The sequence below is a fragment of the Pseudomonas knackmussii B13 genome, assembly GCF_000689415.1.
Lineage (GTDB): Bacteria > Pseudomonadota > Gammaproteobacteria > Pseudomonadales > Pseudomonadaceae > Pseudomonas > Pseudomonas knackmussii.
In genome coordinates, this window is the sequence record NZ_HG322950.1 from 5,325,453 (window position 1) to 5,349,777 (window position 24,325).

The 24,325-nt window shown below is 66.3% G+C and carries 22 protein-coding genes and 1 pseudogene; 8 read left to right on the plus strand and 15 right to left on the minus strand.

Going from position 1 to position 24,325, the window contains the following annotated elements:
- Positions 1-75: 75 nt before the first annotated feature.
- A complete protein-coding gene (gntR, locus tag PKB_RS24945) occupies positions 76-1,107 on the minus strand; it encodes an HTH-type transcriptional regulator GntR (RefSeq protein WP_043255454.1) in 1,032 nt (343 codons plus the stop codon).
- 215 nt (positions 1,108-1,322) lie between these two features.
- Here gntR and PKB_RS24950 point away from each other — a divergent pair, with 215 nt between their 5' ends.
- From PKB_RS24950 to PKB_RS24960, 4 genes are all read left to right on the plus strand, one after another.
- Complete coding sequence (locus PKB_RS24950) at positions 1,323-1,844, plus strand: gluconokinase (RefSeq protein ID WP_043255456.1); 522 nt, start codon at positions 1,323-1,325, stop codon at positions 1,842-1,844.
- 74 nt (positions 1,845-1,918) lie between these two features.
- Positions 1,919-3,271 (plus strand): GntP family permease, encoded by a 1,353-nt coding sequence (locus PKB_RS24955; RefSeq protein WP_043255458.1) that lies wholly within the window; start codon positions 1,919-1,921, stop codon positions 3,269-3,271.
- 39 nt (positions 3,272-3,310) lie between these two features.
- Entirely contained in the window at positions 3,311-3,460 is a 150-nt protein-coding gene (locus PKB_RS29920; protein ID WP_167333377.1) for a hypothetical protein, read from the plus strand.
- Positions 3,461-3,589: 129 nt separating this feature from the next.
- Positions 3,590-5,209: an NADP-dependent glyceraldehyde-3-phosphate dehydrogenase gene (locus tag PKB_RS24960; protein WP_043255460.1), complete on the plus strand. Its 1,620-nt coding sequence runs from the start codon at positions 3,590-3,592 to the stop codon at positions 5,207-5,209.
- 90 nt (positions 5,210-5,299) lie between these two features.
- Here the strand turns inward: PKB_RS24960 and PKB_RS24965 are convergent.
- The 4 genes and pseudogenes from PKB_RS24965 to PKB_RS24980 form a co-directional block, all read right to left on the minus strand.
- Positions 5,300-5,530, minus strand: a pseudogene (locus tag PKB_RS24965) (hypothetical protein); the annotation flags it as partial.
- Between the two features lie 94 nt (positions 5,531-5,624).
- Entirely contained in the window at positions 5,625-6,302 is a 678-nt protein-coding gene (locus PKB_RS24970; protein WP_043255465.1) for a YceH family protein, read from the minus strand.
- Between the two features lie 59 nt (positions 6,303-6,361).
- Positions 6,362-7,120 (minus strand): cache domain-containing protein, encoded by a 759-nt coding sequence (locus tag PKB_RS24975; RefSeq protein WP_043255467.1) that lies wholly within the window; start codon positions 7,118-7,120, stop codon positions 6,362-6,364.
- 108 nt (positions 7,121-7,228) lie between these two features.
- Positions 7,229-7,975 (minus strand): FadR/GntR family transcriptional regulator, encoded by a 747-nt coding sequence (locus tag PKB_RS24980; protein ID WP_043255469.1) that lies wholly within the window; start codon positions 7,973-7,975, stop codon positions 7,229-7,231.
- A 299-nt stretch (positions 7,976-8,274) separates the two neighbouring features.
- Here PKB_RS24980 and PKB_RS24985 point away from each other — a divergent pair, with 299 nt between their 5' ends.
- Together PKB_RS24985 and PKB_RS24990 are read left to right on the plus strand one after the other, a co-directional pair.
- Complete coding sequence (locus tag PKB_RS24985) at positions 8,275-9,768, plus strand: aldehyde dehydrogenase (RefSeq protein WP_043255472.1); 1,494 nt, start codon at positions 8,275-8,277, stop codon at positions 9,766-9,768.
- A 108-nt stretch (positions 9,769-9,876) separates the two neighbouring features.
- Positions 9,877-11,361 (plus strand): APC family permease, encoded by a 1,485-nt coding sequence (locus tag PKB_RS24990; protein ID WP_043255473.1) that lies wholly within the window; start codon positions 9,877-9,879, stop codon positions 11,359-11,361.
- A 590-nt stretch (positions 11,362-11,951) separates the two neighbouring features.
- Here PKB_RS24990 and PKB_RS24995 read toward each other — a convergent pair.
- The 7 genes from PKB_RS24995 to PKB_RS25025 form a co-directional block, all read right to left on the minus strand.
- A complete protein-coding gene (locus PKB_RS24995; RefSeq protein ID WP_043255475.1) occupies positions 11,952-12,623 on the minus strand; it encodes a flavin reductase family protein in 672 nt (223 codons plus the stop codon).
- Positions 12,624-12,634: 11 nt separating this feature from the next.
- Positions 12,635-14,131, minus strand: a complete 1,497-nt coding sequence (locus tag PKB_RS25000) for an amidohydrolase family protein (protein ID WP_043255477.1) — start codon at positions 14,129-14,131, stop codon at positions 12,635-12,637.
- Positions 14,128-15,315, minus strand: coding sequence for an amidohydrolase family protein (locus PKB_RS25005; protein WP_043255479.1), 1,188 nt, complete (start codon positions 15,313-15,315; stop codon positions 14,128-14,130). The genes PKB_RS25000 and PKB_RS25005 overlap by 4 nt, the downstream gene beginning before the upstream one ends.
- A 142-nt stretch (positions 15,316-15,457) precedes the next feature.
- A complete protein-coding gene (locus PKB_RS25010) occupies positions 15,458-16,510 on the minus strand; it encodes an extracellular solute-binding protein (protein ID WP_043255481.1) in 1,053 nt (350 codons plus the stop codon).
- Between the two features lie 27 nt (positions 16,511-16,537).
- Positions 16,538-17,329, minus strand: a complete 792-nt coding sequence (locus PKB_RS25015; protein WP_043255482.1) for an ABC transporter permease — start codon at positions 17,327-17,329, stop codon at positions 16,538-16,540.
- Positions 17,326-18,243 carry an ABC transporter permease gene (locus PKB_RS25020; RefSeq protein ID WP_043255484.1) on the minus strand — a complete coding sequence of 306 codons (918 nt, stop codon included), beginning with the start codon at positions 18,241-18,243 and terminating at the stop codon, positions 17,326-17,328. Before PKB_RS25020 ends, PKB_RS25015 begins: the two co-directional genes overlap by 4 nt.
- Position 18,244: 1 nt before the next feature.
- Positions 18,245-19,327 (minus strand): ABC transporter ATP-binding protein, encoded by a 1,083-nt coding sequence (locus tag PKB_RS25025; protein WP_043255486.1) that lies wholly within the window; start codon positions 19,325-19,327, stop codon positions 18,245-18,247.
- 142 nt (positions 19,328-19,469) lie between these two features.
- Between PKB_RS25025 and PKB_RS25030 the strand changes: the two genes are divergently transcribed.
- Positions 19,470-20,159: a GntR family transcriptional regulator gene (locus tag PKB_RS25030; protein ID WP_043255488.1), complete on the plus strand. Its 690-nt coding sequence runs from the start codon at positions 19,470-19,472 to the stop codon at positions 20,157-20,159.
- A gap of 155 nt (positions 20,160-20,314) precedes the next feature.
- Here PKB_RS25030 and yjiA read toward each other — a convergent pair whose 3' ends face one another.
- From yjiA to PKB_RS25045, 3 genes are all read right to left on the minus strand, one after another.
- Entirely contained in the window at positions 20,315-21,298 is a 984-nt protein-coding gene (yjiA, locus tag PKB_RS25035) for a GTPase (RefSeq protein ID WP_043255489.1), read from the minus strand.
- 74 nt (positions 21,299-21,372) lie between these two features.
- Complete coding sequence (locus tag PKB_RS25040; protein ID WP_043255491.1) at positions 21,373-21,579, minus strand: YbdD/YjiX family protein; 207 nt, start codon at positions 21,577-21,579, stop codon at positions 21,373-21,375.
- A gap of 15 nt (positions 21,580-21,594) precedes the next feature.
- On the minus strand, positions 21,595-23,661 hold the full coding sequence (locus PKB_RS25045; RefSeq protein WP_043255492.1) for a carbon starvation CstA family protein: 2,067 nt from the start codon (positions 23,659-23,661) through the stop codon (positions 21,595-21,597).
- 253 nt (positions 23,662-23,914) lie between these two features.
- Here PKB_RS25045 and PKB_RS25050 point away from each other — a divergent pair, with 253 nt between their 5' ends.
- The gene (locus PKB_RS25050) at positions 23,915-24,289 is read left to right on the plus strand and encodes a PilZ domain-containing protein (protein WP_043255494.1); all 375 of its coding nucleotides are present in this window, start codon (positions 23,915-23,917) and stop codon (positions 24,287-24,289) included.
- The last annotated feature ends 36 nt before the right edge of the window (positions 24,290-24,325 follow it).

A 24,325-nucleotide genomic window follows, 5' to 3' on the forward strand; every position in this document is an offset into this window, starting at 1 on the left:
TCGCGTCGTCGGGCATGACCATGTAGTCATGCACTTTGGCGGAAATAGCACAGACGTCCCAACCGCGCGAAAGCCTCAGCTGCTCTCGCGCACCATCAGCTCGAAGCCGAGGTCGACCACCGGCTCGGCTACAGCCCGTCCACCGATCAGCGCCAGCAACTGCTCGGCCGCCCGCTGACCGATGGCCTGGCGCGGCGTGCGGATGCTCGACAGGCGCGGGACCATGAACTCGGAGCTCGGCAGGTCGTTGAAGCCCACCACAGCGACCCGCTCGGGCACCGGGATGCCACTGCGCAGCGCTTCGAGCAAGGCCCCCTGGGCCAGGTCGTCGTTGCCGAAGAAGATGCCGTCGACATCCGGCTGGCTGGCCAGCAACTGGCGGAACAGCTCACCGCCAAGGCCGACCGAGGAAGGCCGCGGGGTGAGCAGCTCCAGCGCCGGGTCGTAGCAGCCGGCCTGCTGCAGGGCGCGGCGGAAACCCTCGCCGCGCAACAGGGTGCGCTGGTCGAGTTGCGCGCCGACATAGGCCAGCCGGCGGCGCCCGCGCGCCAGCAGGTGCTCGGCGGCGGCAGCACCGGCGCGCAACTGGGAGAAGCCGACGCAGTGCAGGCCCGGGCTGTTGTCCAGGTCCATCATGTAGACGCAGGGAATGCCGCTGGACTCGACCATCCGTCGGGCGCTTTCGGTGCGCTCGAATCCGGTCAGCAGCATGCCGCGCGGCTGGTAGGCCAGGTAGTTGCGGATCAGCGTCTCCTCTTCGTCGCGCGAGTAGTGGAAGTTGCCGATCAGCACTTCCAGGCCCTGCGGACGCAGCACGCCGTGGATGGCTTCGAGGGTATCGACGAACAGCTGGTTGGACAGCGACGGCACCAGCACCACCACGCTGTGGCTCTGCGCCGAGGCCAGCGCCCGTGCCGCCGGATTGGCCACATAGCCCAACTCGCGGGCCGCCTCCTGGACCTTGAGCACCAGCGCCTCGGCCACGCTGCTGACCCCGCGCAAGGCGCGCGAGGCGGTGATCGGGCTGACGCCGGCACGCTGGGCAACTTCGTTGAGGGTCGGGCGACCGCTGGCGCGGGAGTTCTTGTCGTTCTTCTGGACGGTCATCGGCTGGCTTGCCAAACAAAAATCGAGGCACTAAGGTAGCGCTGTCTCGCGAGCCGGGCAATTGCCTGCAACCGCCTCTGGCGGCCCCGCCCCTCGCAGCGGCCATACAGCCGCCGACAGATCGCAACCACCTAAAATGACAAGAAAGCGGAGGCAGCCCCATGCTTTTGGCTTCGACTTTTAAAGATAGCGCTGTCTCCGCACCGAGGTGCGACATGCTCCCCACCATCCAGGCCCTGCTGATCATGGGCGTCTCCGGCTGCGGCAAGTCCAGCGTCAGCCAGGCCATCTGCGGCCTCAGCGGCGCCCACGGCATCGAAGGCGACGCCTTCCACCCGGCTGCGAACATCGAGAAGATGCGCGCCGGCATGCCCCTCACCGACGACGACCGCGCCGGCTGGCTGGAAATCCTCGCCGAGCAGTTGCGCCAGTCCCTGGCCGCCGGCCAACGCCCGGTGCTGACCTGTTCGGCGCTCAAGCTCGCCTATCGCGAACGCCTGCGCCAGGCCGTACCCGGCCTGGGCGTGGTGTTCCTCGAATTGCCCCGAGGTGTCGCCGCCCAGCGCGTCGCCGAGCGCCCCGGCCACTTCATGCCGGCGACCCTGGTGGACAGCCAGTTCGCCACCCTCGAAGCCCCCCACGACGAGCCGCTGACCCTGGCGGTCGATGCGACCCTGCCGGTCGAACGCATCGCCGAACAGGCCCTGGCCTGGTGGCGAGCGCACGATTCGCTCTGAGCCGATTTGCCACACGCGCAAAAGATAGCGCTGTCTCATACTCCTGACACAACAAAGACAAGGGAGCCCCTGCCATGTTCGGTCTGTCACACGACACCTACCTGCTGCTCGACGCGGTAGTCACCATCATCGGTCTGATCCTGCTGATCACCCGCTTCAAGCTGCACCCCTTCCTCGCCCTGATCATCGCCTCCGGCTTCCTCGGCCTGACCTCGGGCATGCCGGTGGCGCAGATCGTCAAATCCTTCCAGGACGGTTTCGGCGGGGTGCTCGGCTTCGTCGGCGTGATCCTTGCCCTGGGCACCATGCTCGGCAAGCTGATGGCCGATTCCGGCGGCGCCGACCAGATCGCCCGTACCCTGATCGACGCCTTCGGCGAGCGCCGGGTGCACTGGGCGATGATGATTTCCGCCTTCCTGGTGGGCATCCCGCTGTTCTTCGAGATCGGCTTCATCCTGCTGATCCCGCTGGTGTTCATCGTCGCGCGGCGCAGCGGCGTATCGCTGATCAAGATCGGCATCCCGCTGCTCGCCGGCCTTTCCGCCGTGCACGGCCTGGTGCCGCCGCACCCGGGCCCGCTGCTGGCGATCGGCGTGTTCAACGCTGACATCGGCAAGACCATCCTCTACGGCCTGATCGTCGCCCTGCCCACCGCCGCCATCGCCGGCCCGCTGTTCGGCGCCTTCATCGCCAAGCGCATCCCGGGCAACCCTTCGCCGGAGCTGGTGGCGCAGATCGCCCGCGAGCCGGAGACCGATAACCTGCCGAGCTTCGGCGTAACCCTGCTCACCGTGCTGCTGCCGGTGTTCCTGATGCTGCTGAAGACTTTCGCCGACGTGCTGCTGCCCGACGGCCACATCTTCCGCGCCTGGATGGACATGATCGGCCACCCGATCAGCGCCCTGCTCCTCGCGCTGCTGCTGGCGCTCTATACCTTCGGCCACGCCCGCGGTTTCGACTCGAAGAAGATCCTCAAGCTGCTCGACCAGAGCCTCGCGCCCACCGCCGCCATCGTGGTGATCATCGGCGCCGGCGGCGGCTTCAAGCAGATGCTGGTGGCCAGCGGCGTGGGCGACGTGATCGGCCACATGGCCGTACAGGCGCAGATCTCGCCGATCCTGCTGGCCTGGCTGGTCGCCGCGCTTATCCGCATCGCCACCGGCTCGGCCACGGTCGCCACCATCACCGGCGCCGGCATCGTTGCGCCGGTGGTCGGGCTGATCCCCGGGGTCAACCGCGAGCTGCTGGTGCTCGCCACCGGCGCCGGTTCGCTGATCCTCTCGCACGTCAACGACGCCGGTTTCTGGCTGGTGAAGCAGTACTTCAACATGAGCGTCGTCGAGACCTTCAAGACCTGGACGGCCATGGAGACCATCCTCTCCGTCGTCGGCCTGGTGTTCATCCTGCTGCTTTCGCTGGTGGTCTGAGGACCACCGGCTCCACCCCTGAAGGAAGGAGTACCGCAGATGTCCGCCACCACCCCGCAAGCCCCCGCCCAGCCCGCCGATCCGCGCGATTGGCCGCGCGACTTCGATGTCCGCGCCCGCTACGCCGAGCAGCAGGAATTGCTCGGCGAGCGTCAGCCCAAGCCCGTCAACGACCGCAACGCCCGCTGAAAGCCCCCTCCGGGGCTTTCCGACGAACGAATGCTGAAACGATTCACCTAAAGCATTTTTCAGGCTAAAACATTCACCGGGCGCTGCCGCTTTCGCCATTACTGTCGCCCGGTCCCCGAGGGAGGAACCATGCACAACAAGCTCGAAAATCTGTTCCCCGACGTTGCCGACATTCCCGAAGCCTTCCGCCCGGACGCCCCGGTCGAACAGCGCGAATACCTGGTGAACGGCGAACTGCGCCGCTGGGACGGCCCGCTCGCCCCGGTGCGCAGCCCGATCTTCCTGAAGACCGCCGAGGGCGAGCAGCAGGTGGTACTGGGCAGCACGCCGCTGCTGGACGCCGACGCAGCCCTCACCGCCCTCGACGCCGCCGTGGCCGCCTACGACAACGGCCAGGGCCTGTGGCCGAACCTGCGGGTGGCCGAACGCATCCAGCACGTCGAGACCTTCCTGGCGCGCATGCGCGAACAGCGCGCGGCTGTGGTCAAGCTGCTGATGTGGGAGATCGGCAAGAACCTCAAGGATTCGGAGAAGGAGTTCGACCGCACCTGCGACTACATCGTCGACACCATCGAGGCGCTCAAGGAGCTCGACCGCCGCTCCAGCCGCTTCGAGCTGGAACAGGGCACCCTCGGCCAGATCCGCCGCGTGCCGCTGGGCGTGGCGTTGTGCATGGGCCCGTACAACTACCCGCTGAACGAGACCTTCACCACGCTGATTCCGGCGCTGATCATGGGCAACACCGTGGTCTTCAAGCCGGCCAAGTTCGGCGTGCTGCTGATCCGTCCGCTGCTGGAGGCGTTCCGCGACAGCTTCCCGCCGGGCGTCATCAACATCATCTACGGGCGCGGCCGCGAGACCGTCTCGGCACTGATGGCCAGCGGCAAGATCGACGTCTTCGCCTTCATCGGCACGCACAAGGGCGCCGCCGACCTCAAGCGCCTGCACCCGCGCCCGCACCGCCTGCGCGCCGCGCTCGGCCTGGACGCGAAGAACCCCGGCATCGTCCTGCCAAAGGTCGACCTGGACAACGCCGTCGAGGAGGCCATCACCGGCGCCCTCTCCTTCAACGGCCAGCGCTGCACCGCGCTGAAAATCCTGTTCGTCCACGACAGCGTGCTGCCGGCCTTCCTCGACAAGTTCGCCAGCCGCCTCGCCCAACTCAAGCCGGGCATGCCCTGGGAGCCGGGCGTGGCGCTGACGCCGCTGCCGGAGCCAGGCAAGGTGGACTACCTGAAAACGCTGCTGGAGGACGCCCTGAGCAAAGGCGCCAAGGTAATCAACGAGGGCGGTGGTGAGGCGCGCGAGAGCTTCTTCTACCCGGCGCTGCTCAGCCCGGTGAACGCCCAAATGCGCCTGTACCACGAAGAGCAGTTCGGCCCGCTGGTGCCGGTGGTGCCCTACCGCGAAGTGGAGGAAGTCATCGACTATGTGCTGCAGTCCGACTATGGCCAACAACTCAGCCTGTTCGGCAGCGACCCCGAGCAGGTCGGCCGGCTGGTCGACGCCTTTGCCAACCAGGTAGGCCGCATCAACGTCAACGCGCAGTGCCAGCGCGGCCCGGACAGCTATCCGTTCAACGGCCGCAAGAACTCGGCGGAAGGCACCCTGTCGGTGCACGACGCATTGCGCACCTTCTCCATCCGCACCCTGGTGGCGACGCGCTTCAATGCCGCCAACAAGGCGCTGATCAGCGAGATCATCCAGGGCCGCGAATCGAACTTCCTGACCACCGACTACATCTTCTGAGTCGGCGCGGGTGCCGCCTCAGACGCGGATAAGCCCCCACTCCGGGGCCGGCACCCGTTCGTTCAGCTCTTCCACCTGGCAGGCGTAGGAGCGGCGCAGGCGCAGGCGCTCGGCATGGCAGAGCAACGGGCCGGCGGCATCCTCGGCGCCCAACGGATCGTCACGCAGCACACCGCTGATGCGCCCCTGGCGGAACAGTTCGCGGATCGCCAGCAGGTTGTTCTCGCGCCGGCCGCTGAGTTCGTCGAGCGAACGCGGCTGGCTTTCGGATAGCTGGCACAACACCGACATCAGCAATGCCGGCGACAGTTTCGGGCTCATGCAGGCTCCCCTTGCGCAGCCAATGAGACGAGCCTGCCGACTATGCGGATGAAATCTTAAAGAATGCTTATCCGCCGTCCCTGGCGGGCGAGGCTCAGTCCAGGCCGTTGTCGCGATCCTGCTCCAGACGCGCCAGGCGCTCTTCGAGCGCAGCGACCTTGGCTTCCAGCTCGGCGATCCGCGATTCGTCCTGGGCGCTGTGTTCGCTGCGTCCACCCGAGGCCTGGCGACCGCTGCTGGCGATGGCCGCTTCGAGGTCGGCGGCGCTGCCCAGCAGGTGCATGTAGCGGTCTTCGCGCTGCCCTGGCTGGCGCTCCACCTGCATGACGAAGTGGCGCGCAGCGAGGCGTTCGAGCTGGTGACGGACTTCTTCGGTGTCGTCGAAGTCGTGCATGCGCTGGCTGCGCGTGAGCAGCTCGTTGAGCGTCTGCGGGCCGCGCAGGAACAGCAGGCCGAGCAGCACCCACTGCGGCTTGACCAGCTCCAGCGCCTTGTCCAGACGTTGTTCCCAGCGGTCGGCGCGGCTGCCCATCTGCAGGCGCACCATCTGCTCGCCCTCCAGGCGGCGCAGGGCCTGGCCGACCTGGCCGGGGGTGAGGTCCATCACCGGCTCGCGGCTGGTCTTCTGGTTGCAGGCGGTGACCAGAGAATTGAGGGTCAGCGGATAGGTTTCCGGGGTGGTCAGCTGCTTTTCGATCAGGCTGCCGAGGATGCGGACTTCCACCGCGGTGAGGGGCTCCCGCTCGGGAGCGCTCGAGGACTCGTCGTTCATGGCCGTTCCAGGTTTCGCGTAGAGCGCACTAGCCTAGCCGCGAACGCCGCGTTTGGCACTCAGTGGAAGCGCTGCAGGCGGCTGACCGGCCGCTCGATCACCGCCCAGTGCGACGACGAACCCAGCAGCTCCAGCACCCGCGCCTGGCCGTCGCCGCGCCCGAGCGCCTGGCGCGCCATGTCGCCGACGAACCAGTTGGCGGTGTTGGCCGCCACCACGCGACCCTCGCCGTTCACCACCAGCGCTTCGTTACCCAGGCGCATCAGGCTGCGCAGCAACACTGGCTCGAACTCCTGCAAGGCGATGTCGGCCGCGGCGACGCCGATGAAGCGGCCGTTGACCACGATGGGCACGGAGAAGGCGAGGATGTACAGGTCGGTGCCGTAGAGGTCCACGAACGGCCCTTCCACCGACGGCATCCCGGTGTCCCGCGGGCGCGAGAACCAGGGCATGTTCAGGTAGTTGTAGAAGCGCTCGCTGCGGCTGTTGAGGTTCAGCGAAAGCGGCACCACCTTGCCGCCGCGGCCGTGGTACCACCACTCCAGGTACATCTCCTGGTCCGCCAGCTCGCCCGGCTCCAGCACCACGCCGGTGCCGTGCATGCGGCAGGGTGCGCCCTCGCCCAGGTTGTCCTGGATGCACGGTTGCAGCGCGCGAAGATCCTTCGAGGTCGGCCGGGCGTCCGTCGCCTGCAGGCGCTCCCAGATCGCCACCACCTCGCCGGCCATCGCCTCGAGACACTGGAAAACGTTACGGATGGAAGCGTCGATGCGCGTGGCGCACTGCTGGAGCTCATCCGCGGGAAGGGAGTTGGACATTTCGTAGGCCTCTCTCGTGGCTCTTGTTTTCACTGCGCCCCCTGGGCGCCTTCGCAATCGACCGCGGCAGCCAACCAGCCCGCCGCAGATTCAGCAAGCGCTTGCCGTTCAGCCGTCGCCCGCCACCAGACTCAGGCGCAGGCCGATCAGGCGCTTGATGCCCTGGGTCACGTGGGCCTCGGCCAGCGCGCTGGCGAGGTTGGCGTCGCCGGCCGCGATGGCGCCGTGGATCGCACGATGCTCCTGGACCCGCACGTCGAGCTCGTCGCCCCCCGCCTGCGGCAGCCAGAGCAGCTCGCCCAGTTCCGCCTGCAGGCGCACTTCGGCCTGGGTCAGGCGCACCGACTGAGCCGCCACCGCCACTTCGATGTGGAAACGCGCATCCGCACGACGCCGCTCCTGGCGTGTGCCGGCGACCTGCAAGGCGTCGATGCACTGCGCCAGGCGTGCGTGCTGATCCGGCGCACCGCGCTGCGCAGCCAGGCGCGCGGCGGTGCCGGAAATGGCCAGGTGCTCGTCGCAGAGGTCGCGCAATTCGAGCGCGCTCTTCTTGCGCAATTGCCCGAGCAATGCCTCGTCCGGGCTGTGCGGCGGCGCGCAGACGAAGCTGCCGCCGTTGCGTCCGCGACGGGTCTCGATCACCCCGCGCTCGCGCAGTTCTGCCAGCGCCTCGCGCAGGGTCACGGTGGCCACGCCGAACTGCGTCGCCAGCTCGCTTTCGCTGGGCAGCTGCTCGCCCTCGGCGAACAGGCCGAGGTCAACCAGTTCCACCAGGCGACGCGCCACTGCCTCGGTGCGGCCTTCCTGGCGCAGGTGCATGAAGCTGGCCGGTCGGATGTTCCTGAAATCGTTCATAGGCAAGGTCAAGCAGTGCCGCGCGATACGCCGGCGGAAGCTCCTGGGCACGCCGTGGCGTGGGAATACGGAAGTCTACCCGGTGCCGCTGGGTTGGCGACCGGACGCAAACATATGAACACAGATTTCATCCCACGAAAAGTCACCCATGAAACCCATCAAAGCGGGTAAAGCTGTGTATTTATCGATCAAACGAATGGGGATATTGGCAAGCAAAAACTCTTAAGATATGGTTTTAAATGTTTTATTCGAACCGACGGCCCTGCCCGTCCCCTTTTGCCGATCCAGGAGCCCCACCCATGAGCCAACCGACCCGCCAAGACTGGGAAGCCCGCGCCAGCAAACTGCAGATCGAAGGCCGCGCCTTCATCGACGGCCAGTACGTCAACGCCAGCGCCGGCCAGACCTTCGACTGCATCAGCCCGGTGGACGGCCGCTTCCTGGCCAAGGTCGCCAGCTGCGATGCCGCCGATGCCGAACTGGCCGTGCGCAGCGCCCGCGCCGCCTTCGAGTCGGGCGTCTGGTCGCGCCAGGCACCGGCCGCGCGCAAGGCCGTGATGATTCGCTTCTCCGAACTGCTGGAGCAGCACGCCGAGGAACTGGCGCTGCTGGAAACCCTGGACATGGGCAAGCCGATCGGCGACTCGCTGAACGTCGACCTGCCCGGCTCGGTGGACAGCATCCGCTGGAGCGGCGAGGCCATCGACAAGGTCTATGACGAGGTCGCCGCCACCTCCCACGACCAGCTCGGCCTGGTCACCCGCGAAGCGGTGGGCGTGGTCGCCGCCATCGTGCCGTGGAACTTCCCGCTGATGATGGCGAGCTGGAAACTCGGCCCGGCCCTGGCCACCGGCAACTCGGTGATCCTCAAGCCCTCCGAGCGCTCGCCGCTGACCGCCATCCGCATCGCCCAGCTGGCCATCGAAGCCGGCCTGCCGAAAGGCGTGCTCAACGTGCTGCCGGGCTACGGCCACACCGTGGGTTCGGCCCTGGCGCTGCACATGGACGTGGACACCGTGGTGTTCACCGGCTCGACCAAGATCGCCAAGCAGCTGATGGTCTACGCGGGTGAATCGAACATGAAGCGCGTCTGGCTGGAAGCCGGCGGCAAGAGCCCGAACATCGTCTTCGCCGACGCCCCGGACCTGCAGGCCGCCGCCGAATCCGCCGCTGCCGCCATCGCCTTCAACCAGGGTGAAGTCTGCACTGCGGGCTCCCGCCTGCTGGTCGAGAAATCCATCAAGGCCGAGTTCCTGCCGCTGGTGGTCGAGGCCATGAAAGGCTGGAAAGCCGGCCATCCGCTGGACCCGGAAACCAACGTCGGTGCCCTGGTGGACAGCCGTCAGCTGGAACAGGTGCTGGGCTACATCGAGGCCGGCAAGGCCGAAGGCGCCAAGATCCTCACCGGCGGCCAGCGCGTGCTGGAGGAAACCGGCGGCACCTATGTCGAGCCGACCCTGTTCGACGGCGTGAGCAACGCCATGAAGATCGCCCGCGAGGAAATCTTCGGGCCGGTGCTCTCGGTGATCGAGTTCGAGGACGCCGAAGAAGCCGTGCGCATCGCCAACGACACCCCGTACGGCCTGGCCGCTGCGGTGTGGACCCGCGACATCTCCAAGGCCCACCTCACCGCCCGCGCCCTGCGTGCCGGCAGCGTGTGGGTGAACATGTACGACGGCGGCGACATGACCGCGCCCTTCGGCGGCTTCAAGCAGTCGGGCAACGGCCGCGACAAGTCGCTGCACGCCTTCGACAAGTACACCGAGCTGAAAGCCACCTGGATCAAGCTCTAAGCGCCGCGCACCCGAGGTTCAGCCGGGACGCCCCGCGTCCCGGCCATGACAACAACATTCGCAGCCCCCTTTAGCTGCCAACGCCAAAACCTCCACAGGACAATCACAATGAACAACCCCTTGCAGCCGGGAGCGCTCCTGGACAGCGACGCGGAACAGCTCCGCAAGCTGGGCTACACCTCCAACTTCAACCGCACCATGAGCCTCTGGGAAAACTTCGCCCTGGGCTTCACCTACCTCTCGCCCGTGGTGGGCGTGTACACCCTGTTCGCCCTGTGCCTGGCCGCCGGCGGGCCGCCGATGTTCTGGTCCTACCTGCTGGTGGGCATCGGCCAGATGCTGGTGTGCCTGATCTTCTGCGAAGTGGTCTCGCAGTTCCCGATTTCCGGGGGCGTGTACCCCTGGGCGCGGCGCCTGGTGGGCAAGCGCTGGGCGTGGATGGTCGGCTGGATCTACTCCATCTCGCTCTGCGTGACCATCGCCGCCGTGGCCCTCGGCGCCGGCCCGTACATCGCCACCCTGCTCGGTTTCGAGTCGACCCCCGTGACCAACACCCTGGTGGCCCTGGCGCTGACCCTGATCGCCACCGTGCTCAACCTCAGCGGCACCAAGCTGCTTGCCCGCGTGGCCATGTTCGGCTTCCTCTGCGAGCTGATCGGCGCCATCGTGATCGGCTGCTACCTGCTGATGTTCGAACGTCACCAGCCGTTCTCGGTACTGTTCAACACCTTCGACATCCGCATCGACGGCTCCTACTGGCCGGCGTTCCTGACCGCGTCCCTGGCCGGCATGTTCCTCTACTACGGCTTCGAGGCCTGCGGTGACGTCGCCGAGGAAACCCCGAACCCCAGCCGGCGCATTCCCAAGGCCATGCGCATGACCATCTGGATCGGCGGCGCCGCCTCGATGTTCGCCGCCCTGGCGCTGATCCTCGCGGTGCCGGACATGGCCGCCGTGATCAACGGCACCGACAAGGACCCGATGACCACCATCCTCGACAGCGCCTTCGGCGTAACCGGCGCGCGCATGGTGATGGCCGTGATCATCGTCTCCTTCGTCTCCTGCGTGCTCAGCCTGCAAGCGGCCGCCAGCCGCCTGCTGTACTCCTACGCCCGCGACGAGATGGTCATGGGCAGCGGCCTGCTCAAGCGCCTGTCGCCCAACACCCACGTGCCGGTGCCGGCCCTGATCACCTGCGGCGTCGTTCCCGCCGCCATCGTCTGCGCCGGCTTCTACCTGCAGAACGCCATCGCCCTGGTAGTGAGCTTCGCCGCCATCGGCATCTACCTGTCGTTCCAGATGATCGTCGCCGGCGCCCTCTTCGCCCGTGCGCGCGGCTGGCAGCCCAGCGGCGCCTTCAAGCTCGGCAAGTGGGGCTGGCCGGTGAACATCGCCGCGCAGGTCTATGGCGCGTTGGCGATCGTCAACATGTCCTGGCCGCGCACCCCGGATGCGCCCTGGTACGTCAACTACGGGATCGTCCTGGTTGGCGCCATCGTCATCGTCGTGGGCCTGGTCTACATGACCCTGTTCCGCCCGTACGACAAGGGCAATGCGCCGCATGGCGATGCCTGGAAGCTGCATCACCAGTGAGGTGAGCGGCGGTCATCCGCCCAATGAAAACGCCCGGCAGATGCCGGGCGTTTTTGTTTGCGTGGCACGCTTACACATACCTTCGTCATCCCCGCGAATGCGGGGACCCAGCTGACTTCATGTTGGGTGTTTCTGCGCCGCTTCGGCGTGTTCGGATAGTTCTTGTTTCGCCTTTCGGCGAGTCACTTCTTTCAAACGTCGGGAAGCCGAACCTCAAAGAAGTAACCAAGAACGCTTCGCCCCGTCATACGGGCCCGATGAAGCCGGGCTTCCCTCACGAATTCCCCCGCACCGGAGGCCCGCCCCGAAAGTACGTCCCTGTACAAGTCGGGGCTTGTGCGACATCCATGTCGCCCGACCTCCTCTACGGGGGTTTCGTTCGGCCTTCTGAAAGGGGCGTTCGGCGCGTGCGGACGTTTCGCTGGAAAACCTAAGAGCAAGAGCCGCCTGCGGTGCAGCTCTTGTAGGGCGAATAACCCCGAAGGGGTTATCCGCCGTTTTCGTACCGGATGGCGGCGCATAACCGCGAACGCGGTTATGCGCCCTACGGGTGGATCGGCGCGAGGTATTTCGCAGATGAGGGATGCAGGTCAGGCCAGCTCTTCCGTCCGCACCCAGCGCCGTTCGCCACCGCCGGGCGCTTCGGTCCATTGCTGCAATGAGCGGGTCGGCAGGTCGAAGTAGTCGCGGGTGCGGGCGTAGCCGTGGCCGCCCATGCGGCCTATGGCGTCGAGGCCGAGTTGGTCGATGTAGAGGGTCGCCGGGTCTATGAGGTCGTCGCGCACGTGGGCCATCAGGACCTCGCCGAGGATGATCTCGCGGGATTGGCCAATCGACAGCGCCATCATCCGCCGACACTCCAGGGCTACCGGCGCTTCGCCAATTCGCGGGCAGGCCACGCGGGTACCGGGGATCGCTGTAAGGCCCGCCGCCACCAGCTCGTCAAAGCCCGGCTCAAAGGGCACCGCGCAGACGTTCATCGCTTCCACCAGGGCGTCGGAGACGATGTTCACCGTGAACTCCTGGTTCTCGCGGATGTTCCGCGTGGTGTCCTTGGGGCTCAGGTCGCTGTAGTTCTCCACGCCCAGGGCGAGGATCGGCGGGTCCGCCGAGAGCGCGTTGAAGAAGCTGAAGGGCGCGGCATTGGCGCGGCCCTGCGGGTCGATGGTGGTGACCAGGGCGATGGGCCTGGGCACCACGCTGCCGATGAGGATCTTGTATTTCTCGCGGGCGGACAGCTGCTGGAAATCGAAGCTGAGCATGGGGCGGTCCTTCAGTGGCTGGTTGGGGCGCGGGCGTCCTGCAGGGGCGCTTCGGCGCTGTAGGCATCGGCGAACGGGATGGCGGAATGGAACAGCGTGCGCCACGGTGGATTGCCGAAGGCGCGGTCCGAGTGGTGCCACATCTGCTTCTCGAACAGCGCGTCAGCCTGGCGTTGCAGCGCGGCGTAGTCGACGCCGAGGACCTGGCCGCCCTGCATCACGCAACGGCCGTCGATGTAGCTGGCGATGCAGTCGTCGCCGCGCCCGGCGGTGACGAGGTTCTTCAGCGGGTCGAAGAACGGCCCCTGGTGGAAGGCGCCGAGGCGGAACACCGTGATATCGGCGCGCGCGCCGGCGGCGAGGCGGCCGAGATCGTCGCGGCCCAGCGCCTGCGCACCGCCAAGGGTCGCGGCGTTGTACAGGTCGAGAATGCGGGTGCGCTCGGCACTGCCCTCCTTCACCCGCGCGATGTTCAGGCCTTGGCGAAGTTGGTCGAGCATGTCCGCAGGGAAGGTGTCGGTGCCCATGGCGATGTTGATGCCGCGCGCGCGGTGGCTGCCGAAGGAATCCAGCGCGTCGCCGTCGCGGGCGAACACCACCGGGCAATGCACCAGGCTCGCGCCGCCGTCGCGCAGGCGCTGCAGATCGTCTTCGCCATTAGTGTGGATGCCGTGCGGCAGCACACTGCGCGGATTGAGCAGGCCGAGGCGATCCAGCCACTGCAGCGACGACAGGCCGTACAGCCGCTGCACGAGGTCGACTTCGTAGTGCGACTGGCAGCAATGCAGGCGCAGCGGAGCGTTCAGTTCACGCTGCATCGCCGCGCTGCGCTCGAGCAGGGCCGGCGTGCAAGTCTCGATGCGATCCGGCAGCAACGCGCCGCGTACCAGGCCGCCATGCGCGCCGTCGAAATCGGCGAAGAAGCGCACCGCCGCATCCAGCCCGGCAAGGCCGGCGGCTTCGTCCCAGTGTTGCGTCGGGCTGCCGTCTTCACGGGCGTAGGTCATGCCGCTCATGTAGCAGGGGCCGAGGTAGGTGCGCAGACCGAGCTCGCCAGACAACGCGGCGACCCCGGCGAATTCGTCGTAGTGCTCGGCCCAGCGCCGGTAGTACATGGAGGTGATCGGCATGGCCGTGGTGATGCCGTTGCGGATCAGCTGGGTGAAGGCGTAGCGGTACTTGAACAGCTCCTCCTCGGCGCTGTAGCACTCCTGCGGACCAGCACGCAGGTAGTCGGCCGACCAGGTGCGGCCCATCTTCCACTCGGCGCCGTTGTCCAGGGTGAGCACCGTGGAGTCGAGGTCGCCGAGCGCGTCGAGGTCGATGAAGCCGGGGCCGATCAGCGCGTGGCCGTAGTCGATCCACTGGCTCACCTCACCGGGAAAACCGCGCCCGACGAAGAGGATCTTGCCGTCCTCGAACACCACTTCGCCGTGGCGCCAGAGCACATGCTGGTGGCCGTCGAAACCGACCACGAAGCTGGCTTTGAGGCCGATGCGCGCTGTCATAAACGCGACTCGAGCAGGCGGCCGTTCTCGGCGATCAGCCGGCCAGCCTTGAACACCTGGCGCTGCACGGGACGGGCGACCACGGCCTCGCCGAGGGTCTGCGCCGGCAGCAGCAGGAAGTCCGCCGGCGCGCCCACTTCGATCCGCGCCGGGGCGGGGGAGCCATTGGCGGTCGCAGCGCCGAAGGCGGCGGCGAGCTCGTCGTCCTTGCACAGGTCGAAACGGAAGGCCAGGAGCATCGCGCGCTCCAGCATGTCGCCATTGCCCATCGGCGACCAGGCATCGCGGATGCCGTCCGAGCCCAGGCACAGGTTCACGCCGGCTTCGCGCAGGGCGAGGAACGGCGGCACCGGCGTATCGGCTGGCGCCGAGCTCATCAGCGAAATCTTCAGCGCGGCGAGGCGCGCTGCCAGTGGCTCCACCTGCGACCAGGGCGCCATGCCAAGGCAGTAGGCGTGGCTGATCATCACCCGGCCCTGCAAGCCGAAGCGCTCGGTGTAGTCAGCGATCCGGGCGATCTGCCAAAGGCCCAGCTCGCCCTTGTCGTGCAGGTGGATATCGACGCCACGGCCGAACTCGGCGGCCAGGCTGAACACCGCGTCGAGTTGCGCGATGGGGTCATCGTCGATGCCACATGGGTCGAGGCCGCCGACGGTTTCCACACCCAGGGCCATGGCTTCGCGCATCAGTTCAAGGGTGCCGGGACGGCTGATCAGTCCGGTCTGCGGAAAGACCACGAACTGCATGTCGATCAGATCGGCATAGGACTCGCGCAGCGCCATCATCGCCTCGACGTGGCGCAGGCCCAGCTCGGGGTCGATATCGACGTGGCAGCGGAAGGTCAGCGAACCACGGGCGATGCATTGCTCCAGCAACGCACCGGCGCGCGCGGCGATCGGCGCCTCGATCTCGCGCAGCACGCGGCGCTCGTTGGCGATGTAGTCCTTCAGCGTCGGGCCGGCGCTGTTCGGCCGCCAAGGTTGGCCCCAGAGGGTCTTGTCCAGGTGGCAGTGGCTTTCCACCAGCGGCGGCAGCAGCAGTTGGCCGGCGCCGTCGATATCGCCGCTTTGCAGCGCTTCGGCACTGGCCGGACGACGTTCCGCTATGCGGCCGTCGTGGATGAGGAAGTCTTCGGCTGCATTGCCGAACGGGTGGACGTTGCGCAGCCAGTAGCGGTGGCTCATGGGGACCTCGAACAAAAGAATTGGATCAGGGAGGCGCCTTGTAGGAGCGAGCTTGCTCGCGAACGGATTCCGGCATGTCGACGGTGCCGTGCGGTTCGCGAGCAAGCTCGCTCCTACGAAAATCGAAGAGCGAAATAGAGCCTCAGCCCTTGAGCTTGGACCAGATGCGGTCCTGCAGCTCGCGCGCCTTGTTGCTGCATTCCTTCTCCAGGCGCAGGCGCGAGGCGTACTCGGGCGGCATGTTGATCGCGTCCATCACCTTCCACTTGGCGTCGAGCAGCTTGTCGCTGTCGATTCCGTTGGAATAGGCGATGGCGTTGGTCACCGCGGCGGCGTTCTCCGGCTTCATCATCCAGTTGATGAAGATCTTGGCGTTCTCCGGGTGCGGCGCGCTTTTCGGCACAGCGAAGTTGTCCTGGAACGAGGCCACGCCTTCGCGCGGGTAGACGTACTTGATGGTGCTCTTCTGCGCCGTGGCGCGGGCGGTGGAGCCGTTCCAGTTCTGCATCATCACCACTTCGCCGGAGGCCATGCGGTCGACGGTGTTGTCCGAGCTGTACATCTTCAGGTGCGGCTTCTGCTTCTGCAGCAGGTCGAGGATCTTCTTGGCGTCCTGCGGGTTCTCGGTGCACTCGTCGACGTTCAGGTAGTGCGCGGCGGCGTTGATCAGGCTGCTCGGGGTATCGAGCGCGGCGACCTCGCCGTTGAGCTCCGGGCGTGGCTCGAAGAACTCCTTCCAGGAGTCGTCGAGCTTGCCGCCGGGCACCCGCGCGCTGTCGTAGGAGAAGCCGGTGGTGCCCCACAGGTAGGGCGCGGAGAACTTGCGGCCGGGGTCGAAGGCCGGGTCGCGGAAGGCCGGTTTGACGAACTGGAAGTTGGCCAGTTTCGGCGAGTCGATCTCCAGCAGCAGGTTCTGCTTGATCAGCGTCTGCATGATCGAGTGCGAGGGCACGATCACGTCGTAGGCGGCGCCGCCGGCCTGCAGCTTGGCGAGCAGCGTCTCGTTGCTGTCGTAGCCATCCATGGTGACCTTGATGCCGGTTTCCTTCTCGAACTTGCCGAGCAGCTCCACCGGGTAGTAGTCGGTCCAGTTGTAGAAGAACAGCTGCTTGGGCTCGTCGGCATGGGCAATGCCGACGGCCAGCACAGCGAGGGTGAAACCGGCGAGGCCGTGACGCAGGGCTTGCAACTTCATGGTCGTTCTCCGCGAAAGGTCAGCAGTTCAGGCCTCGGGTTTGCCGCGCTGGCCGAGCCAGTACGACAGCACCACGAGGACGATGGAAATCACCAGCATCAGGGTCGAGATCGCGTTGATCTCGGGGGTTACGCCGGCCTTGATGGCCGAGAAGATGTACACCGGCAGGGTCGTCGAGCCGGGCCCGGCGACGAAGAAGGTCATGATGAAATCGTCGAGGCTCACCACGAACGCCAGCACCGCGCCGGACAGCACCGCCGGCCACAGCAGCGGCAGGGTCACGCGGCGGAACACCTGGTAAGGGTTGGCGTAGAGATCGCCGGCGGCTTCCAGCAGGCTCTTGTCCAGGTCGTTCAGGCGCGCGCGGATCGGCAGGTAGGCGAAGGGGATGCAGAAGCCCACGTGGGCAACTATCACCGTCAGCAGGCCGAGCTTGATCCCCAGCGACATGAACAGCAGCAGCGTGGCCACGGCGATGACGATCTCCGGGAGGATCAGCGGCAGGTTGATGCCGCCTTCCACCAGGCGCCGGCCATAGAACGGCCGCGAGGTGGCCAGCGCCGCCAGCAGCGCGATGGCGGTGGACAGCACGGTGGCGAAGCCGGCCACCACCAGCGAGTTGAAGGCGGCGACCTGGATCGACGGGTTGGCGACGATGCGCCCGTACCAGGCGAAGGAGAACTCGGTCCAGACGGTTGCCGAGCGGTTGGCGTTGAAGCTGTAGGCGATCAGCACGAGGATCGGCAGGTACAGGTAGGCCAGTACCAGCAGGCTGGTCTCGCGGGTGCCGGGCAGTTTCTTCAGGTGCTGGGCAATCATGCGGCGCCTCCCATGTGCACGGAGCGAGCGGCCTTGCGGCTGTAGAGGGCGAAGAGGACCAGCGCGAGCAGCATGATCCCGAGCAGGAGGAACGACAGCGAGCCACCCAGCGGCCAGTTGCGCGCGGTGCCGAACTGCTGCTGGATCAGGTTGCCGATCATCAGCGTCTTGCCGCCGCCGAGGATCGCCGGGGTGATGAAGGCGCCCAGGCTCGGTACGAAGACCAACAAGGCACCGGCGATCACGCCAGGCATCGTCAGCGGCAGGATCACCCGGCGCAGTGCCTTCCAGCGCGTGGCGCCGAGGTCATAGGCGGCTTCCACCAGGCGCCAGTCGAGCTTCTCCAGGGTCGAGTAGATCGGCAGGATCATGAACGGCAGGAAGCTGTAGACGAGGCCGACGCTGACCGCGAAGTCGTTGTACAGCAGGGTGATGCCGCCGGCCTGCGGGAACAGCGCGTTGACCGCCTGGGCGATCCAGCCGTGCTCGCGGAGGATGATCAGCCAGGCGTAGTTGCGGATCAGCAGGTTGGTCCAGAACGGGATGGTGATCAGCAGCACCATCAGGTTGCGCGCGCGCTCGTTCAGGCTGCTCATCCACAGCGCCACCGGGAAGCCGACCAGGAAGCACAGCAGCGTGGTGCCGCCGGCCTGCAGCAGCGAGCGCAGCAGCGCCTGGGCATAGACCCAGTTGAGCTCCAGGTTGCCGTCGAAGTCTTCCTGGAAGAACAGCTGCACGTAGCTCTGGATCTGCCAGTCGGCGTGCCAGTCGACGCCGCCGTAGAGGTTGCGCGGCAGCAGGCTGATGTAGCCCATGATGCCCAGCGGGATGGCGATCAGCGCCAGCAGCGTCAGCGCCACGGGGCTGAGCAGCAGCAGGCGGCTGGTCGCCGGGGACCTAGCGGTGACGCTCATCTCAGGCCTCCATCAGCAGGCAGGCCTGCGGCGACAGGTGCACCGCCAGCGCCTCGCCGACATCGCGCGCGCGGCCGCCCTCGTTGCTCTCGCGCAGGGTGATATGCGAGGCGTCGGGCAGGCGGCAGCGGTACAGGGTGGCGGTGCCGACGTACATCACCGTCTCGATCACCGCGCGCAGGTGGTGCGGCTGCGAGGGCTCCACCAGCTTCGAGCGCTCCGGGCGGAAGGCCAGTTGCACGCGGTTGGGGTCGAGGCCGCCGGGGAGGTTGCAGGGGATATCCACAGGCATCGCGCTGGGGCGGAACAGCGGTTGCTCGCCGTCGCGGCGCAGCTGGCCGGGGAGGAAGTTGATGTCGCCGATGAACTGCGCGACGAACTGGTGCCGCGGGCGTTCGTAGATCTCGTTGGGCGTGCCGACCTGCATGATGTTGCCGGAGGACATCACGGCGATGCGGTCGGACAGGGTCAGCGCCTCTTCCTGGTCGTGGGTCACGAAGATGAAGGTGATGCCCGCCTCTTCCTGCACGCGCTTGAGCTCTACCTGCATCTCCTTGCGCAGCTTGAGGTCGAGCGCCGACAGCGGTTCATCGAGCAGCAGTACCGCCGGCTTGGGCGCCAACGCGCGGGCCAGGGCCACGCGCTGCTGCTGCCCGCCGGATAGCTCGGCCGGCTTGCGCCGTGCCAGGTGTTCCATCTGCACCAGCGCCAGCATCTCGCTCACCCGCGCCGGAATCGCCTTGCGCTCCAGGCCCTGCATCTCCAGGCCAAAGGCGATGTTCTCGGCCACGGTCATGTGCGGGAAGAGCGCGTAGCTCTGGAACACGGTGTTGATGCGCCGGCGGTAGGGCGGCAGGTCGTTGACCCGCTGGCCACCGATGTGGATGTCGCCGCTGGTGACGTTCTCGAAACCGGCGATGCTGCGCAGCAGCGTGGTCTTGCCGCAGCCGGAGGGGCCCAGGAGGGTGAAGAACTCGTTGTGGGCGATGTTCACCGACACGTTGTTCAGGGCTGGGGCGACCTTGGGATCGTCGGTGTAGCGCTTGCTGACGCTGCGCACCTCGACGGAGGAAGAGTGATCCATATTGGTGCATTCCTCTTGTTTTTGTATGCAATAACTGGATGCAAAATACAAATAGCCGGTTTATTTTTAATCCGCAAGGGGTTTTGTCGAGCCCCATTTGCGCGGCATGCTTGCGCGGGAGACAGCCATGACGGAGTCGGCAATGACGGAAAAACACCCCGAATCCACGGTGGAACGCGTCTACCAGGGGGTTTACGAAGCGATCATCAAGCGCAGCCTGCGCCCGGGCATGAAGCTCGGCGAGGCGTCGCTGGCGGAGCTGTTCAAGGTCAGCCGCACCTCGGTGCGCGCCGCGCTCAAGCAATTGGAGGCCGACGGCCTGGTGTCGAGCGCGCTCAATAAAGGGGCGTGGGTGTCGCTGCCCAGCGACGAGGAGATTCGTTCGCTGTTCGAAACCCGCCGTCTGCTGGAGATCGGTATCGTCAGCGAGCTCTGCCGACGCGCTGACAGCGCGGTGTTCCGCGACCTGCGCGACCACCTGGCGCTGGAAGAAGAAGCGGCCCATGGCGGCGACCACGCGCACTTCGTGCACCTGCTCGGCGAGTTCCACCTTAAGCTCGCCCAGGCGCTGAACAACCCGGTGCTGTTCGGCTGGTTCCGCAAGCTGGTGGAGCGCGCCTCGCTGTTCGCCGCGGCGCTGGACGACGACAGCCACGGCCCCTGCCGGGAGAACGAGCACCTGCGCCTGGTCGAGTACATCGAGGCGGGCAACCAGGCGGCGGCCATCGAAATGACCTGCCAGCACCTGAACGGCATCGAGCAGGCGATCCTCAAGGCAGCTGAGGGGTTCAAGGCGGACTATCACCCGCTGAAGCACCTGATTTCGTCGTAACCCGCAGGAGCGGACCTTGTCCGCGAAATCGCGCGCATGGCGCGCTCCTACAGGGTTACGCCGTGCACGGCTGTTCGCGAATGAGATCCGCTCCTACAGGTCCGGTGAAACAAAAACGCCCGGCAAATGCCGGGGTTTTCATTGCGGCAGCGGGCTTAGCCGAGGATGGCTTCGAAGCCCTGGCGAATCTGCTCTTCGGGCAGGTTGTCGCCGATGAAGACAATCACGCTCTCGCGCGGCTCGTCCTCGCCCCAGGGCGTATCCCAGTCGAATCCGTACAGCCGCAGCACGCCCTGAAACACCAGGCGACGGTCCTCGCCGGCGATGCTCAGCACGCCCTTGTAGCGCAGCAGCGAGTTGCCGTGCCATTGCAGCAGGTCGTCCATGAAGGTGCTCAGGCGCTCGATATCCAGCGGCTTGTCGCTGCGCAGCACCATGGTGGAAATGCGGTCGTTGGCTTTCGCCGCCGGGCGCAGCGGTTGCAGCGGACGCAGGCCGACGTCGGCATTCAGGTTGAAACCACGCACATCGAGCAGGCGTTCCAGGTCGATACGGCCATGGTCCACCGGATGAATCTCAGCGCGCCGATTGATCCGCTGCAGGCGCTCAACCAACGCCTCGTACTGTTCGGAGGACACCAGGTCGCGCTTGCTCACCAGCACGCGGTCGCCAAAGCCGACCTGGGCCTGGGCGATGGCTTCCTGCAGGTGGCGGTCGGCGTTGGCGGCGTCGACCAGGGTGAGGATGCCGTCGAGCAGGTAGCGCTCGCGCAGGGTCTCGTCGACGAAGAAGGTCTGCGCCACCGGCGCCGGGTCGGCCAGGCCGGTGCATTCGATCACCAGGCGGTCGAACTCGATTTCGCCGTTGTCGCGCTGCTCCAGCAGCACATAGAGCGCGCGCTCGAGGTCATTGTTGATGGTGCAGCAGACGCAGCCGTTGGACAGCGTCATCACCTGCGCCGGCGCATCGCCGAGCAGTTGGCCGTCGATCGGGGTGTCGCTGAACTCGTTCTCGATCACTGCGATCTTCAGGCCGTGCTCGGCCTCCAGGATGTGGCGCAGCAGGGTGGTCTTGCCGGCGCCGAGGAAACCGGTGAGCACGGTCACCGGAATCTGCGCGGGCTGTGTCGATTCACTCATGGGGCAACTTCCAGGCAGGAAAAAGGACGGGCCGCCCGCAGGCGGCCCGTCCCGTTATACACCCTTCCGCTTCATCAGCAGCAACGGATCGGACGACCCTTGCCGCCACCGCCGTAGCGCGCCTCCTGGCGTTCGCGGAAGAACTCCTTGTAGCTCATCACCGGCTTGTCCGGGTGCTTGCTTTTCATGTGCTCGACATAGGTGTCGTAGTCGGGCATGCCGACCAGCATCCTGGCGGCCTGCCCGAGGTACTTGCCCATGCGGCTGAGGTCATTGAACACGTGTCACCTCCTCCCTCAGGACTCGGGGATGGGCTGGAAGGGCGCTTCCTTGTCGGTGCGCTCCTTCTTGGTCCAGGCGCTGGAGCCGACCTTGATCGAGTACACCAGCACGCTGAGCACCACCAGCAGGAACAGCACGGTGAGGCCGGCGTTGATGTAGGCGTTGACCATCACGGCCTGCACCTGCGCCATGTCCTTGGCCGGGGCCAGAACCTGGCCGGCGTCGAGCGCGGCGCCGTATTTCTTCGCCAGGGAGACGAAGCCCACCGCCGGGTTGCTGTCGAAGATCTTGATCAGCCCCGCCGTGGTGGTGCAGATCAGCAGCCAGGCCGCCGGGAAGGCGGTGACCCAGACGTACTGCTGGCGCTTCATCTTGATCAGCACGACGGTGGCGAGCATCAGCGCGATACCGGCGAGCATCTGGTTGGAGATGCCGAACAGCGGCCACAGGGTGTTGATGCCGCCCAGCGGATCGACCACGCCCTGGTACAGCAGCCAGCCCCACAGCGCCACGCAGCCCAGGGTGCCGACGATGTTGGCACCCCAGGAGTCGGTCTTCTTCAGCGCCGGGACGAAGTTGCCCAGCAGGTCCTGCAGCATGAAGCGTCCGGCGCGAGTGCCGGCGTCCACCGCGGTGAGGATGAACAGCGCCTCGAAGAGGATCGCGAAGTGGTACCAGAACGCCATGGTGTTCTCGCCCGGCATCACGTTGTGCAGGATGTGCGCGATGCCCACCGCGAGGGTCGGCGCGCCACCGGCACGGGCGAGGATGGTGGTTTCACCGATGTCCTTGGCGGTCTGGGTAAGCACGTCCGGGGTGATCACGAAGCCCCAGCTGCTGACGGTCGCGGCGACAGCGTTGACGTCAGCGCCAACGACAGCCGGCGGGCTGTTCATGGCGAAGTACACGCCCGGCTCGATCACCGAGGCGGCGACCATGGCCATGATCGCCACGAAGGACTCCATCAGCATGCCGCCGTAGCCGATGTATCGGGCGTCGGGCTCGCGGTTGAGCAGCTTGGGCGTGGTGCCCGAGGAGATCAGCGCGTGGAAGCCGGAAACGGCGCCGCAGGCGATGGTGATGAACAGGAAGGGGAACAGGGCGCCCTTCCACACCGGGCCGGTGCCGTCGGTGAACTGGGTCAGGGCCGGCATCTTCAACTCCGGCATGACGATCAGGATGCCGATGGCCAGGGCGATGATGGTGCCGATCTTCAGGAAGGTCGACAGGTAGTCGCGCGGCGCCAGCAGCAGCCAGACCGGCAACACCGAGGCGACGGCGCCGTAGACGATCAGCATCCAGGTGATCTGCACGCCGTTGAAGGTGAACACCGGCGCCCATTCGGGGCTGGCGGCGACCTGCCCGCCCAGCCAGATCGAGCCCAGCAGCAGGGCCACGCCGATCACCGATATCTCACCCACCGCGCCTGGGCGTAGGTAGCGCATGTACAGGCCCATGAGGATGGCGATCGGGATGGTCGCCAGCACGGTGAAGGTCCCCCAGGGGCTGTTGGCCAGGGCCTTCACCACGATCAGGGCGAGCACCGCGAGGATGATGATCATGATCAGGAAGGTGCCGAACAGGGCGATGGTCCCCGCCACCTGGCCCATTTCCTCGCGCACCAGTTCACCCAGCGAACGGCCGTTACGCCGCGTGGAGATGAACAGGATCATGAAGTCCTGCACCGCGCCGGCCAGCACCACGCCGGCGATCAGCCAGAGCGTGCCGGGCAGGTAGCCCATCTGCGCGGCGAGTACCGGACCGACCAGGGGTCCGGCGCCGGCGATGGCGGCGAAGTGGTGACCGAAGAGGATGTGCTTGTTGGTCGGAACGTAGTCCAGACCATCGTTGTTGAGCACCGCCGGCGTTGCGCGGTTAGGGTCCAGCTGCATCACCTTGCTGGCGATGAACTGGCTGTAGTAGCGGTAGGCGACTAGATAGATGGCGACTGCTGCGACGACGATCCACAGAGCGTTGATGGCTTCGCCGCGGCGCAATGCCACGACTCCCAAGGCACAGGCACCAACTATCGCCACTATCGCCCAGGCGACGTGACGCAGGAGGCTGTTGTTATTGTTCATGGCGAGGCTTCCGACTGTTTGAAGGGCGAGAATTCGCAGGAAAATTCTAGTCCTTTCCTACAAACCATTTATACGACCTTAGTCTATAGGCCTTACAGCGATATTGCCGGTCTTCCTACAGCGATTGTAGGACGCCGCATCCGTCTATTCCGGGCATCCCGGCGCAGCGAAGTGCGCCGAAAGCCGCTCGCCACGGCGGTCTGCGGGCAGCTTGGCTATAGTGATGCAACCAGACCGGCCGGAGAGCCCGCAGATGAGCGATGACCATGCCGAACGGCGGCGTTTCAGCCGTATCGCCTTCGACGCCAGCACCGAAATCAGCCAGGGCGAGCACCGCTGGAAAGCCGAGTTGCTCGACCTGTCGTTACAGGGGGTGCTGGTGGAGCGCCCGGAGCACTTCGAGGGCAGCACCGGGCAAGCCTTCCAGGTGAGGATCTACCTGGGCTTCGACGCCAACGTCTACATGGACGCGGAGCTGGCCTGGGAACGCGAAGGCCTGCTCGGCTTCAACTGCCGGCACATCGACCTGGACTCCATCAGCCACCTGCGCCGCCTGGTGGAGCTCAACCTGGGGGATGAGTCGCTGCTCGAACGCGAGCTGACTTTGCTGGGTGAGCCGGAGGCGTAGGGCGTACAACCGCTCGCGGTTTTACGCCGATACACA

Bases quoted from the DNA above. Each gene is read 5' to 3' on its own strand.
- gntR (WP_043255454.1), bottom strand. From the start codon at position 1,107: ATGACCGTCCAGAAGAACGACAAGAACTCCCGCGCCAGCGGTCGCCCG.
- PKB_RS24950 (WP_043255456.1), top strand. From the start codon at position 1,323: ATGCTCCCCACCATCCAGGCCCTGCTGATCATGGGCGTCTCCGGCTGC.
- PKB_RS24955 (WP_043255458.1), top strand. From the start codon at position 1,919: ATGTTCGGTCTGTCACACGACACCTACCTGCTGCTCGACGCGGTAGTC.
- PKB_RS29920 (WP_167333377.1), top strand. From the start codon at position 3,311: ATGTCCGCCACCACCCCGCAAGCCCCCGCCCAGCCCGCCGATCCGCGC.
- PKB_RS24960 (WP_043255460.1), top strand. From the start codon at position 3,590: ATGCACAACAAGCTCGAAAATCTGTTCCCCGACGTTGCCGACATTCCC.
- PKB_RS24970 (WP_043255465.1), bottom strand. From the start codon at position 6,302: ATGAACGACGAGTCCTCGAGCGCTCCCGAGCGGGAGCCCCTCACCGCG.
- PKB_RS24975 (WP_043255467.1), bottom strand. From the start codon at position 7,120: ATGTCCAACTCCCTTCCCGCGGATGAGCTCCAGCAGTGCGCCACGCGC.
- PKB_RS24980 (WP_043255469.1), bottom strand. From the start codon at position 7,975: ATGAACGATTTCAGGAACATCCGACCGGCCAGCTTCATGCACCTGCGC.
- PKB_RS24985 (WP_043255472.1), top strand. From the start codon at position 8,275: ATGAGCCAACCGACCCGCCAAGACTGGGAAGCCCGCGCCAGCAAACTG.
- PKB_RS24990 (WP_043255473.1), top strand. From the start codon at position 9,877: ATGAACAACCCCTTGCAGCCGGGAGCGCTCCTGGACAGCGACGCGGAA.
- PKB_RS24995 (WP_043255475.1), bottom strand. From the start codon at position 12,623: ATGCTCAGCTTCGATTTCCAGCAGCTGTCCGCCCGCGAGAAATACAAG.
- PKB_RS25000 (WP_043255477.1), bottom strand. From the start codon at position 14,131: ATGACAGCGCGCATCGGCCTCAAAGCCAGCTTCGTGGTCGGTTTCGAC.
- PKB_RS25005 (WP_043255479.1), bottom strand. From the start codon at position 15,315: ATGAGCCACCGCTACTGGCTGCGCAACGTCCACCCGTTCGGCAATGCA.
- PKB_RS25010 (WP_043255481.1), bottom strand. From the start codon at position 16,510: ATGAAGTTGCAAGCCCTGCGTCACGGCCTCGCCGGTTTCACCCTCGCT.
- PKB_RS25015 (WP_043255482.1), bottom strand. From the start codon at position 17,329: ATGATTGCCCAGCACCTGAAGAAACTGCCCGGCACCCGCGAGACCAGC.
- PKB_RS25020 (WP_043255484.1), bottom strand. From the start codon at position 18,243: ATGAGCGTCACCGCTAGGTCCCCGGCGACCAGCCGCCTGCTGCTGCTC.
- PKB_RS25025 (WP_043255486.1), bottom strand. From the start codon at position 19,327: ATGGATCACTCTTCCTCCGTCGAGGTGCGCAGCGTCAGCAAGCGCTAC.
- PKB_RS25030 (WP_043255488.1), top strand. From the start codon at position 19,470: ATGACGGAAAAACACCCCGAATCCACGGTGGAACGCGTCTACCAGGGG.
- yjiA (WP_043255489.1), bottom strand. From the start codon at position 21,298: ATGAGTGAATCGACACAGCCCGCGCAGATTCCGGTGACCGTGCTCACC.
- PKB_RS25045 (WP_043255492.1), bottom strand. From the start codon at position 23,661: ATGAACAATAACAACAGCCTCCTGCGTCACGTCGCCTGGGCGATAGTG.
- PKB_RS25050 (WP_043255494.1), top strand. From the start codon at position 23,915: ATGAGCGATGACCATGCCGAACGGCGGCGTTTCAGCCGTATCGCCTTC.